At 37.5% G+C, this 13,568-nt stretch carries 7 protein-coding genes and 3 pseudogenes; 4 read left to right on the forward strand and 6 right to left on the reverse strand.

All coding sequences use genetic code 11. From position 1 onward, the window contains the following. Positions 1–124 precede the first annotated feature (124 nt). The 4 genes and pseudogenes from ES711_RS00090 to ES711_RS00105 form a co-directional block, all read left to right on the forward strand. The gene (locus tag ES711_RS00090) at positions 125–703 is read left to right on the forward strand and encodes an NADPH-dependent FMN reductase (RefSeq protein ID WP_146888199.1); all 579 of its coding nucleotides are present in this window, start codon (positions 125–127) and stop codon (positions 701–703) included. Positions 704–840: 137 nt separating this feature from the next. Then, positions 841–981, forward strand: a pseudogene (locus ES711_RS16595) (aldehyde dehydrogenase family protein); the annotation flags it as partial. Continuing rightward, entirely contained in the window at positions 965–1,321 is a 357-nt protein-coding gene (locus tag ES711_RS00100) for an aldehyde dehydrogenase family protein (protein WP_262713407.1), read from the forward strand. The pseudogene ES711_RS16595 and the gene ES711_RS00100, both read left to right, overlap by 17 nt. A gap of 1,561 nt (positions 1,322–2,882) precedes the next feature. Further along, positions 2,883–3,056 (forward strand): annotated as a pseudogene (locus ES711_RS00105) (BfmA/BtgA family mobilization protein); the annotation flags it as partial. Between the two features lie 363 nt (positions 3,057–3,419). Here the strand turns inward: ES711_RS00105 and ES711_RS00110 are convergent. The 6 genes and pseudogenes from ES711_RS00110 to ES711_RS00135 form a co-directional block, all read right to left on the reverse strand. After that, a complete protein-coding gene (locus ES711_RS00110) occupies positions 3,420–4,592 on the reverse strand; it encodes an MFS transporter (protein ID WP_146888203.1) in 1,173 nt (390 codons plus the stop codon). A 102-nt stretch (positions 4,593–4,694) separates the two neighbouring features. Then, positions 4,695–5,942, reverse strand: a complete 1,248-nt coding sequence (locus ES711_RS00115; RefSeq protein WP_146888206.1) for an amidohydrolase family protein — start codon at positions 5,940–5,942, stop codon at positions 4,695–4,697. 149 nt (positions 5,943–6,091) lie between these two features. Continuing rightward, a pseudogene (locus tag ES711_RS00120) lies at positions 6,092–7,153 on the reverse strand (2,3-butanediol dehydrogenase). A 364-nt stretch (positions 7,154–7,517) separates the two neighbouring features. After that, complete coding sequence (locus ES711_RS00125; RefSeq protein ID WP_146888209.1) at positions 7,518–8,909, reverse strand: RagB/SusD family nutrient uptake outer membrane protein; 1,392 nt, start codon at positions 8,907–8,909, stop codon at positions 7,518–7,520. A gap of 6 nt (positions 8,910–8,915) precedes the next feature. Continuing rightward, complete coding sequence (locus ES711_RS00130) at positions 8,916–11,966, reverse strand: SusC/RagA family TonB-linked outer membrane protein (RefSeq protein WP_146888212.1); 3,051 nt, start codon at positions 11,964–11,966, stop codon at positions 8,916–8,918. Positions 11,967–12,478: 512 nt separating this feature from the next. After that, a complete protein-coding gene (locus tag ES711_RS00135) occupies positions 12,479–13,324 on the reverse strand; it encodes an AraC family transcriptional regulator (RefSeq protein WP_146888215.1) in 846 nt (281 codons plus the stop codon). Positions 13,325–13,568: the final 244 nt, after the last annotated feature.

Raw genomic sequence — 13,568 nt, forward strand, 5'->3', positions numbered from 1 at the left:
AATTGATTGAAGTTTTTAATGATTTTATTAACGGGAAATTCGATCATTTAGAAAATTAATATAGAATAGTTTACACAATATTGTGTATGCGATATTTAGTAAAAATTAAATTTTAGTAAGACAGATGAAATATAAACTTAAAGTTATAATAGGTAGCACAAGACCTACACGAAAAGGACCCATTGTTGCAGAATGGTTTTTAAAAATAGCCAAACAACATTCCGATTTCGACATAGAAATTTTGGATTTAAAGGAAATTAACCTGCCTTTAATGGATGAACCTAACCACCCTAGTGTGCGACAGTACACAAATGAGCACACAAAAAAATGGAGTAAGACAATTGATGAAGCGGATGCCTTCGTGTTCGTTACGCCAGAATACAACTATTGTGCACCCGCTACGTTTAAAAACGCTATGGATTATCTGTTTCAGGAATGGCAGGAAAAGCCAGTTGGATTTGTGAGCTATGGTGGATTATCAAGTGGAACTAGGGCAGTACAAGATTTGAAAGCCCCTATAACTACTTTAGGGATGATGCCATTACCGCAAGCTGTAAATATTCCGTTTTTCACTCAATTCATAAATAAAAATGATGTTTTTGAGGCGACTGAATCTATGGAGAAGTCAGCAAATGTAATGTTGAAAAAATTACAGAATTGGACAAAAGCTCTAAAAGAAATGCGTGGAAACGCAACAAAATAATTATATTTTAGAAAGATTAAATAAGTATTAGACACATATAAATAAAAAAATAACACTAAATATTAAAAAAGAGGGAAGGCACAATCCCATTAACCTGGATTAACAAAGAGTGAACTGATAGTAATACTCACAACGAAAGTCATAATCCAGCAACAGGAGAAGTTATAGGAACTTACGCAGATGGCACCAAAGCTGATGCAGAAAAAGCAATTGCCATTGCTAAGAAAACATTCAAAGAAACCGAATTTCTATTAACCAACGTTGTTAGAAGTATCTGATTATAAAATGGAAATTATGCAAGAAGAAACCTTTGGCTCTATAGCAACATTACAAGTATTTGATACTGAAAAAGAAGCTATTGCACTTGCCAATGATAATATACATGGATTAGCTGCATCTGTATGGAGTATAGATGTTGACTTACCAAAACGAGTTGTAAGAGAAATTGATGCAGGTACAATATGGATTAATGACTGGGCGCAGGTTAATGATGAGTTTGAAAAAGGTGGCTTTAAAATGAGCGGATTGGGACGTCCAAATGGAATGGCTGCCATCCACAATTTTATTGAATACAAACATATTTTTCATAAACCAGATACTTTAAATGATTGGAAATAAACAAGTTTATTATAGTAAATTTTCAACTTCTATAACATAAATATTATTAAATGGTTTAAGCATAAAATGGACGGCACAATTGGGAAACCTTATGGTTTTCATAAATGAAAAGAATGAAAAGAATGAAAAAATGAAAACAGTGGGCCGTGACCTTTTTAGCGGTCTATCCACTCACAGTTATCATTCAACCATTGGTGCTAAAATATACCGAGGCCTTGCCAGTCCATTTTATTAAGGGAATCATTAGTGCCGTTTTAATTTGTGGATTTATGACGTTTCTTGTGTTGCCATTTAGGTTAAAGTTTTTTATCAAATGGCTACATCGTTAATCCAAATAAAGCGACTGATAATTTAGTGCAAACCATAAATGTCAATGAATAGACATATCATCTTGTTTCTGAAATTACAATTTTAATCTTGAGCAACTCATTCTCATAATTAAAAAATATCTAATGATTTATGTATTGGCAACTGTTGGTACTATTGAAGGTATTGAAGGTATTGATTATGCATATAGCAAATTTACCACTATAACAACTGATTATACATAACTCCAAAGTTTCCGATCCCACTCCATTTGTCCGCTCATTCCCGAAGACTGTCGGAAAGTGAATAATATCATAATAGTACCCAACTTTGAAGTCAAAACCGCTTTCGATCGAGCTCCTTGACTTTTATTTAGCGTCATAGACCTTCAGCCCATTGCCACTCCATTCCGCGAAAAGCTCCATTTCGGGCAATGCGCTTCCCTCAAAAATCTTGGACCCAATTCCAAAGTTTAGGGCCTTACCGTATAATTGTATCTTAAATAGTATATATTGTTTTATCGAGACTAGCCATTGGTCAACTTTGGAATAGCGTCCGCTTAAACAATTAATCACTATTCCATTTTCTTCACAAAGTTTAAAATTTAGCTCGAGACGGACTACATAATCGGTCGTGCCTCCCTTTTATAAGTCCTTACTCGATCTAAATTTTGGCTTCGGTATTCGAAAAAGGCAACAGCGATAGGCACTATGGGAAGTAAATGAATTAAAAGATGGGAAGGCTAAGTGTGTTCATAATGTAGAGATGATATTTGTTGGCGATTGTTAAACTTCAATTCGACAACTCAAAAAAAAAGGAAAACGCTCAGGATATAATAAGTAAATGGATTTATATGATTATGGTAAGTAATTGACAGAATTAAAAACCAAATAACAGAGCTTAAAAATTGTTCTATTTCAGTAAAAATAAATAATTAAAAAGACTGTGCTTGATCAGTTTTATAAAACATAATTAAAAAACTTATTGTTGGAACTGTTAAAAAACGAGTAGTTACCAATCATTCGGAATTGGCTCTTTAGCTTTTGATAAAAAGTAGGAAAGCACCGAAATGGAATGGAGGAATGGAATAGCAAGAGGATAACACGCTGCGCGATGTTATAAATTCCATTTTAACTTTAAAGCATTGATAATAAGCTTTTTGATAAAGTGGTGTTTGTCACTCCGTGACCAAATTGCGACAAACGGCGTTGAAACGACCAGTTTACGGGAAGAATTTGCGACAAAAGGATAAATTATGGACTCATTTATTGGTATCAGGTTTAAAAAGAAAATAGCCAAACGCTTTCAGGAATTTTCAAGAACACACTTCAAAACACATACTGAAGCGATGGCTGCCATGTTGGATTTTTTCTTTTACAACGAAATCTCGCCAAAGGAAAAATTGGGACCGACCGGAATGTCAGCTCAACAGTTTTATTAGCTTTGAATTAGATTCAAACCTAATTTTTCCCGGTGCTTTTTTAAAAGAACGCCAGCAGGGAGATACTTTGTACCATTTTGTATTCACTACCGAGTTCAAATTTTAAGCTAATAATCAAGTGTTTTTTATTTTACCAATAGCCATCGGGACTAAAAGCGCAGCGATTTTTAATTCTTTATCGGACAAAAATGCTCTAAGAATATAAAATAACACAATTAAGATTTGGGAATTTGCTAGCTAGGTAGTACAGGCTAATTTCACAATTTTATATGAATATCAAGCTACTCTTTTCAGTGCACATCCGTGGATTTTTAGCAATAAAAAGTATGAGAATAGGTTTTTATAGCTTAGTTAGCCCAATGCCTTTTTAGCAAAAAATGATATGATTATACCCGGTATTGACAAGGCAATGGCCAAGTAAACCACACTCATTGGGGAGTAAATTCCTAGCAATAGACCTGCAGCTGAAGAAGCAATCATAATGGATAGATTAAAGACGGAAGACTGCACAGACGTGGCAACATCTTTGGCAGTCTCTACTTGCCTGCTTACAGCTGCCTGTAACAAAGTTACTAAGGGACCAAAGGAAAGACCCCATAAGAAGAAGGCAAAATGTCCCATTCCTGATGATCTACCAAAGGCCAGAAAAACAACCATAGAGATTATTAACAATCCAAACATGCTTATGGTCAGCAATCTCAAATGCTTGTCGGTAAATTTGATGGCCAGTAATACAGAGATTAAAGATCCAATTCCAAAAAACAATAGCGCACTTTCCACGCCTCCAGATAGTTGCATCTCGTTAACAAGGCTGGTTATGTAGACATACACACCATAATGTGCAACCACACCTAAAAGGGTAAGAAGGAGTATAATTAAAACTTCGGGTATTTTTAAAAGGGCAAATGGTGAAGCGCCTTTGCTGAGTTTTTCTCCTGATATGGAAGGTAATGCAAAAAAACTGATCAAGGCAATTACTGCAATTACCCCTCCAAGTCCGATGAACTCTGCGCGCCATCCGTAATCATTGCCAATGGAAGTCATGATGGGCATCCCGATGCTAATACCCAAGGTTGTTCCTGCCATAATAACTGCAATAGCTTTTCCGTGATCTTTTGTATCAACCAATCGCATGCCGTAAGCGGCAATCATTGGCCACATAACCCCAGCACAAATTCCGCCAATAACCCTTAAAATTATAATAATGGTATAGTCGTGAACCAATCCTGCAATGATATTGGACACGGCAAACCCACCAAGTAAAATCATCAACAATAATTTACGGTTGAACTGCATGGTCAGTGAAATGAGAGGGATTGCAAAAATTGCAGAAGCTATTGCATAGTATCCTACTAGATTACCAGTTTGCACCTCACTAATATTTAAATCGGCCATCATTAAAGGAAGAACACCGGATGGCATCAACTCTGAGAGTATGCCCACAAAAGTCACGGATGACATTAAAATCATAATCAACCACGGAAAAACCCGTTTGGTTTGTTCCATCAGATTTGCTTTGCTCATAGTCTTATTTTTATATGACATAAAAGTTGCCGAAGCCTAATAGATTTTTACACCTATTAAGCTTCGGCCCCAGTTTTTTATTTATTAAATTGATTCACTAATTTAGAGATTTAAGGGGATATCATAGGCCATTTCCTTACGACGGAATAAGAATTCACCCTTACGAACAGACGCCAAAACATCAACTCGTTTACGGATGGCCTCGTACACAGAACTTTCATTCAGAACAATAAAGTTTGCTGCCTTACCCACCTCTAGACCATAACTATCTTGAAGGTTTAAACAACGTGCACCATTATAGGTGATGAGATCAAAAACGGACTTAATCTCTTCTGGAGACATCGTTTGAGCTAAGTGGATGCCGTTGTCAAGAATATTCATCATATTTCCATTTCCCATAGGATACCATGGATCGTTGATAGAATCTTGTGCAAAGGCCACATTGATTCCTGATGCTATAAATTCTTTTACTCTCGTCAATCCACGACGTTTAGGATAAGTGTCCTGACGTCCTTGTAGGTAGGCGTTTTCGGTTGGGCAAGAGATAAAGTTCATCTTGCTCTTTTGAAAAAGGTCCATCATTCTAAACGCGTATGAATTGTCTGCAGAACCAAAGGAACAGGTATGACTGGCCGTGGTTCTTGTCCCATAATCTTCCCGAAGAACCAATGCATTTAGCAATTCTACAAAACGTGACTGTGAATCATCGGTTTCATCACAGTGTACGTCAATCATTTTGTCGTATTTTAAAGCGAGGTTCACGATGTCATGCACAGATTGGTCTCCAAATTCTCTGGCAGGTTCGTAATGCGGAATTCCTCCCACAACATCAGCACCCATTTTTAGAGCCTCTTCTACGAGCTCAAGTCCACCCTTATAAGTGTACATCCCTTGTTGAGGAAAGGCCACAATTTGGATGTCAACGGTATCTTTGAGATCTTCTTTCATCTCCAGCATGGCTTTTAAGGCTGTAAAATTAGGATCAGTAACGTCTATGTGGGTGCGAATATGCTGCACGCCTTGTGAAACCTCATCTATAATGCCTTTCATGGCGAGTTTTTTTACGCTTTCTACGGTCAAGGTTTCCTTAAATTTCGGCCATAGTTCAATAGCTTCAAACAACGTGCCTGAGCCAGCGCCTTCTTGTCCCAGTTCTGATAAGGTATATACATAATCCAAATGCAAATGCGGATCTACGTATGGAGGCATTACAAGCTTGCCGCCCAGATCAATTTCTTCATCAGATTTAGGCAAATTTTTCCCGATCTTGGTGATCTTTCCGTTTTCAACGATCATCTCTGTTGCTTCATCATTGCGATAGATTTTCGCATTAAAAAACTTCTTCTTCATTATACATGTATTTAGGTTACTACTATTTTCTGGGTATTGGTCTTTCAATCCAAAATGGGCTTGAGTTAACAAGCGTTGGACCAACATCGATAATTTACTGTTTTTCCCAATTAAGATGTCACTTTTCGGCTTTGATTAGCCTAAAGGAATTAGCTATTAATGGCTACCAATATCTTAACTTCTGAAGGGTTTTTGGTCAGCACCTCAAATCCTTTCTCTACGATGTCCTCTAACGGAATGACACTGGTAACCAGTTTCTCCACAGGCAATCGTCCACTACTGATTAAAGCGATGACTTCAGGAAAAATGTTGCGATAGGCAGCTGTTCCTATAATGGTCAATTCCCTTAAGGTTTGATTTAAGGCATCATGTGTCACTTTTTTGCCAAATAGTGCAACCAATACCGCGGTACCACCGTTGCGAAGACTTTCTATTCCTGTGTCAAAGGAAGCTTGGACGCCAGCGGCATCAATAAAAACATCAACACCATAACCCGTCATCTACTTAATTTTTTCTGGAATACCTTCGTCCTTGGCATTAAAGGTATGGGTAGCTCCAATTTGTTTTGCCATTTTCAATCTGTTCTCTGAAAGGTCTGAAACAAATATTTGCGAAGCGCCGCTGGCCAAAGCAACTTGTACGGTCAGTAAACCAATTGGGCCTGCACCCACAATCAATATCGTGTCTCCCAATTTCATTCCGCTTCTTTTAATAGCATAGGCGGCAACCGCTGCAGGTTCTACGATGGCGCCTTGTTCAAAGGTCATGTCATCAGGCATGTGATGCACCATGTAGTCTTCAACAACTACATACTTCGCAAAACCGCCATTAGAGGTTAACCCGACAAATCCGAGTGGTTCAGAAAGGTTGTATTCTCCTGTGGAAATAAAAGGACTTTCAGGATTTCGGAAAATGGGTTCTACCGTTACGCGATCGCCTTTTTTGATGTTTTTCACCGCGATACCAACTTCTTCAACTATTCCGGAAAATTCGTGGCCTAGGGTTGTGCTGCCTTGGTGACCGTTAAGTTTGTAAGGCGCATCAACCGGAATCAATTGTGGGCCGTGAGTATATTCGTGCAAATCTGATCCGCAGATACCCGTAAACTGTACTGCAATCTTTACCTGATTGGCGTTGGGAGATGGAATTGGAGTGTCTTCCACTCTAATATCTTTCGCTGCATGCCAGCGTGCTGCTTTCATAGTTGCCATAATTTTTGTTTTTTAAAATTCGTATTTAGTATGTGTCTTGAGCTAATGTTATGCTAATCACTACTAGAATTACTGGGTAATCCATAAGCTAGTACTTTAGGATGGTTATGAGGTGTTTAACTAGCTGTTCAGGTAAACATAACCATAATTTGCGTTGCATACAATGATGTATATCAGTTATTAATCCCCCAAATACCAATATAATAAGTGGGGGTGTTTCTTACCAATTTGTTCGCGTTTGGATCTCGCCTAAATAAAAAGCGGTCATTAAATGGGATTTCATCCATTCAACAACCGCTTCTTCATAGGAAACTCAAATAATAAGACTACTCAAAAAAGTTTAATATGGTGTTAGGTTTTAATTTTAGTAACCAGGATTTTGCACAATATTTGAATTGGCATCTAGTTCAGCCCGAGGTATTGGATGTATTCTACGGAAATCTCCATAAGGGATGGTGGCATTGATGTTTTGTTCCGAATCTATTTCAACAATGTCCATTCTCAATCTTTGTAAATCCCAATAATACAATCCTTCAAAAAGAAATTCCTTTCTTCTTTCTTTTAAGATAGTGGTGATGGTTGCCTCGGTATAGGCTTTGGCATTTCTGTTGCTAGGAATCATATTTAAATACATAAGGGCCATGGTAGGTTCCCCAAGATTCAACTGAGCTTCTGCCATGTTCAAAATGACCTCTTCATATCGAAATAAAGTAACATTGGAGCTTCTCTCAGGATATTTTCCAAGATTTCTTAACCTGACGTTGGAGCCTACTTTTTCCGTGCCCAAAACATCTGTTCTTACATCGCCTTCCTCGTAAAGTGTATTAAAGGCATTTGGCGTTACGGAGATGTCTCCATAACTAGCGCCTCTATAAATAAACTCTAAGCCATTAATACCTTCGTTATCTGTACTATCAAACCCCAATTCGAATATTGAATTTTGAGGACCATCAGAGGCAAAAGAGCTGACAAATTGGTCTGCAGATATTATAGCATAGAGATCGGAATTTATAACTGCCAGTGAAGCATCCCTTGCCACCTCCCACATTTCAAACCATACAGCCATTCTAGATTCCAATGCTTTTGCGGTATATTTAGAGATAAATTGTTTTGAACTATCAAAATAATCGTCACTCATAAATTGAAAGGCTGTTTGAACGTCAGCAAAAAGTTGTGTTTTGTTATCTGCAATAGTTCCACGCGGAGGAATTCCATCCCCTCCTTTAAATTCCAATAAATAAGGCACGCCCAGATTAGATCCGCCATCTACATGTTGCTGTCCGTATACTTTTAGGAGATCAAAATGTGCCAACGCTCTTATAGCATAAGCCTGTCCCTGAAGGTGTTTTGCATAATCTCCATTCATAGAAAAGTCTTCGAGTGTTTCAATATCTGTATCTAAAATTATGTTTGCACTTGCAATAACAGCATAAGCATTGTCCCAAATATATTGACCATTTGGATTATAGGCAAATGTCGATTCTGTTGTAAAACGTCCCGATCTTCCGTTTGCCCAAGTGTTAGGAGTTCGGACTTCGTTGGTTACAATATAGTCACGACCATAATACTCAAAGCTGGTCATTCTGTTATAGGCTCCTTTAAGAATCCCTTCAAGATCAGCTGAGGTAATAATGGCTTCACTTCCTTCTTTATTTTGTTCCAAAGAAGGGTTTAAGTCTTCAGTGGTACACGAACCCATGAGTACAGAAGTAGCTATGAGTAGGGTAAATACTGTTGTTTTGAATATTCTTTTCATAATATCTTAAAAATTAAAATTAACACCTACAATAACAGATTTGGTGGGTGGGGTAAACATATCTGTAAATCCTGATGCGTTGACCTCCGGATCCCATACCAGATTATCATCTTTTACCCAAGTTAATAGGTTTGTGCCACGAATGTAAATTCTTCCACTATTAATGCCTGCCGCTTTGTTGATCTGTTCAGAAAAATCATAGCCAAAGGTTAGGTTTCTAAGTCTTGCAAAAGCGCCGTCAAATAGAAATTTGGAGTTGTATTTCCAAGGCTCATAACTGTCTTGTACTTTGGCATATCTTGTAACATCTCCAGGATTTTGCCATCTGTCCAATACCGTGTTAATACCTTGATATAAGTTTAGGGAATAGGCATTGCCTTGGTGGGTGTAGAGATGCCAAGATTCGTAAATTTTATGTCCTCCTTGGTAAAATCCGCTGGCATCAATAAAAAACCCTTTATAATCCACAGGAAATGTAAGCCCTGCAGTTAGCTCAGGCAGAGCACTACCTCCTTGAAAAGCTTTGGCAGCCTGATTAAAAGTGGTGGTTGTTTCTCCATCCGTACCATTAAGATACCATTCATCAACGCCAGTATTAGGATTAACACCAGACCATGTTGGCATGTACCAGGCATAGGCGGGGTGTCCTACTTCTACACGTTGTCTAACAGTTGTGATGGTAATATCTTCTCCTGCGGCATCTTTAGCCAATTCTAGCACTTCGTTTTTATTGGTGGCCAAATTTCCGCCTAGGGAGAGGTTGAAATCATCTGATCTGACAATGGCATAGCTTAATTCAAGCTCAAAACCTTTATTGCTCATTCTGCCAATATTCTTTGTTTGCTCAACAAACCCGGTGGTCAATGATAATGGAACATCTAACAGAAGGTTTTTTGACTCTCTTGAGTAATAGGCCAAGGACCCATCCAATCTGTTTTCAAAAAATGCAAAATCAATACCCAGATCGAGAGTGTGACTGGTTTCCCAAGTTAAATCGTCGTTGCCATATTGCGCCGGAAAGGCGGCTGCAGTACCGGTGTAATTGCTACTATATCCAAAAAGAACCTGATAATTATTTAAACCGATATTTGCATTTCCTGTTACCCCGTATGAAGCACGTAATTTTAACATGTTTATATTTTCATTAACATCAAAGAAGGAAGCCCTGTGCAGATTATAGGCTGCACCTACGGAGTAAAAATCACCCCATCTGTTTTGAGGACTGAATCTTGAATTCCCTTCTCTTCTGTACGTTCCATTTAAGACGTAGGTGTTTTGGAAAGAATAGGAAGCGGTTCCCATATAAGAAGCAACTGCCCAATCTGTATATTCAGACGAAGCAAGTGTTGGAGATCCGGCAGAAGCAAGATTGCTTAGTCCGTCAGTACCAAATTCTTCTCCGTCGGCTTCTAACAAATACCTTCTATTTTTTTGGAATTCCTGTAAAACTGTAAAGTCGAATGAATGAAGTCCTGTCAACCATTTATAATCCAGTCTATTTTGAAATACATAACTGGTAGAGCTTGTGTGCGATTGATAGCCGTATCCATTTGTGCCGGAGCCATCACCAGATATTCTGTTTCTGTATCGCTTGTAATTTGAAACCCGATAATCTATAGAAGCTCTACTGCTAAAGGATAGATTTTCAACAGGGGTCTGCCAAGTGATTGAATTATTTGAAAGAATTCTGGTGAGTCTATTCGTGTCAATATCATTTTGAGCTACCCATAAAGGATTTGGCAAATTTGTATCTAAATTGATCGACCCATCGTTATTGTAAGGTTGATATGTTGGCGGCATAAAAAACTTAACCGCTCGAGGAGAAGAGAAATATGCACTTCCTTCTAGAGTACCATCCTGGTAACTGTGAGATGCGGTATTTGAGGTACTGAATGAAAGCTTATCATTAAAATTCTTTGTAAAATTTAATGAGCCTGAAACACGTTTAAAATCAGAACCTATTACGGTTGCTTCCTGATCAAAATACCCAACAGAAGCATAGAAATTATGATCTTCTCCACCACCTGTGGCTGAGATGTTATGTTCTTGAATAGGTGCATTATTATTGGTAATGACATTAGCCCAATTGCCTTCTGGTCTTCCGGCCTCATTCCAAACCACATAATCATTTCCAAATGAATTTAAATTATTTAAGTAAAATTGTTTTGCACCCTCCTTGGTGAAACCGTTACTTGCCCCATAACTATTGAAGAGGGATTCATAAAACAGCATTTCTCTTTCTGCCGCGGTTAGAACCACCGGTCCGTCTATGGCATCATTTGAAAATCCAAAAGAAGAACTTACGTTAAAGGTCGTTTTGCCTGCCACTCCATCTTTTGTGGTGATAACTATAACCCCATTTGCGCCACGTGCACCATATGCAGCAGTAGAGGAAGCATCTTTAAGAACGGTTATGCTAGAAATATCGTTGGTATTTAAACTGGCTAAAGCCGATAAAGATGAGCCACTTGCAGATCCACTCACATTTTCATTAATGATTGGCACGCCGTCTATAACATATAAAGGGCTGTTTCCTGCCGTAATAGAACTTCTCCCTCTAATACGGATGTCAGCAGTAGCTCCAGGGGTTCCTGAACTTGTACTTACATTTAACCCAGCTACTTTACCTTGTAATGCTTGGTCAATAGACACTGTTGTAGTCTGTTGGAGTTCTTCTGAACTTAATTGGACCGCAGATCCTGTCATATCGTCCTTGCGTTTGGAGATGTAGCCCATAATGATAACTTCTTCTAGCGCCGCAGTATCGGTTAGCATAGTGACATTGATTGTAGAGGAACTGCTAACAGGTATTTGTTGCATTGCAAATCCGACATACTTAAAAATCAAAATTTGTCCTACAGAAGCTTGAATAGCGTAATTACCATCAAAATCTGTTAGTGCGCCTAAATTAGTACCCTGCACCTGTACAGTTACTCCTACAAGAGGGAGGCCCTCTTCGTCAGTAACAGTGCCTGAAACGGCTTTTTGCTGGGCAAAGGTGAGTTGCACCAAAAACACTAATAAAAGTGTAAAAATTCCATTAAATTTTCTTTCCATTATGTAGTTGATTTAAATTCTAGTTACTCAAACTTGGTATTTTTTTTTGAATTAAAAAGACTTTTTAAGTTTAAAGATGTTAAAAATTTAACAATACGATAGGATAGTATTATGTGTGGATAATTATATATTATTTTTAGTTCTAGCAATGCCTACAAATGGTTTATTCATTTAAAAGGATGGCTACTAATATCAGTAATGTAAATAGCGTTTTAAAAAAAGCTTTTTGGAAATTAAGATCTTTTAATTATGAAGTTGTTCAATAGAAGTGTATTGCAACTGATTTGATTGGTGGAAATCTGTTTAAAATTTATCAGGCATGAGAGCAAGGCATGATTTTTAGAGGATGCTTTGCCAGGTGCAGACGGTCAGCATATAAAAATGTGCTGGAGTTGTTCTATATGATAGGAGAGATGAAATATTAAATTATAAGGATCCTGATGATAGTGCTACACTATATTTCCAACAAGATTCCGAACATAATCGAGTTGATGCCGGAAATTAAAATGCACTTAGACTCTTTTTCTTTTATACTCAGAGGGTGTGTATTTCTTGATTTCCTTAAATTGTCTATTAAAATTGGATATATTTTTAAACCCTGCTTCATAGGCAATTTCGGCAATGGTATATTTGCTTTTTGATAGGAGTAACTTGGTGGCATGTTCTACCCGCAACTCGGTTAAAAATTGAAAATAGGTTTTGTTTGTCCGTTTCTTAAAGTATTTGCAAAACGCATTTTTGGTCATATTTGCCTTCTCTGCAACCGCTTCTAAAGTAATGTTTGTATGGAAATTGCTCATTGTGAATTCAAAAATATTACGCATTCTATTACCTTCATAGTCTGAATATTGTTTGTCATAAACAAATGAAGATAAGCTCTTGTATTCACATGTAGCGGCTATTTTTAATACTTCCAAGAGAATTAATAAGTGATCTAATTTTTGAGATGATTCTAACTTTAAAAACAAGCTCTCCAACGCTTCCTTATTTGATATCACCTTAAAACCGTGGATTGCCCTCGTAAAGAATGGCTGTAATGCCCGCGTTTCTTCCAGCTCAAAAAATTTATCCCCAAATGAGTTTTTAGTAAAGAATAGACTCAACATCTTAGATGTGCCTTGAACGCTGGTATCACTTTTAAGAATATGGGGCAGGTAACTACCTATAACCAAAATATCCTGAGGTTTATAGAAATTAATGGTGTCTCCCACAATTAATTTGCCTTCACCTTCAATTATAAAACTAACTTGAATCTCTTCGTGTTGGTGTAATTTGTCGTAAAAAACGGCTCCAATATCTTCCTGATAGACCAAGGCGTCCTGGTTTGGTTTGGGTATTTTAAAAGGCAGTACTTTCATAACTAATGTTCTTAGATGTATTTTTTAAACACGATGGTTTATACAGTATCTAACTGTTTTGGTAAATGGCGAAACTTTTAGCTGCTAACTTTGATGGCTAAAATTGAAACCCTAATATTACTCAAAAAAAACATTATTTCTTACCTGTAGAATAATATAGTATTAAAAATTGATAAATAAGCATTATAATTTCATGCTCCGTTGAAGTAACTTCGTTATTTTAGAATCGTGAGTGACAGGTAAA

Origin of the sequence: Gelidibacter salicanalis (assembly GCF_007997285.1) — a bacterium.
Lineage (GTDB): Bacteria > Bacteroidota > Bacteroidia > Flavobacteriales > Flavobacteriaceae > Gelidibacter > Gelidibacter salicanalis.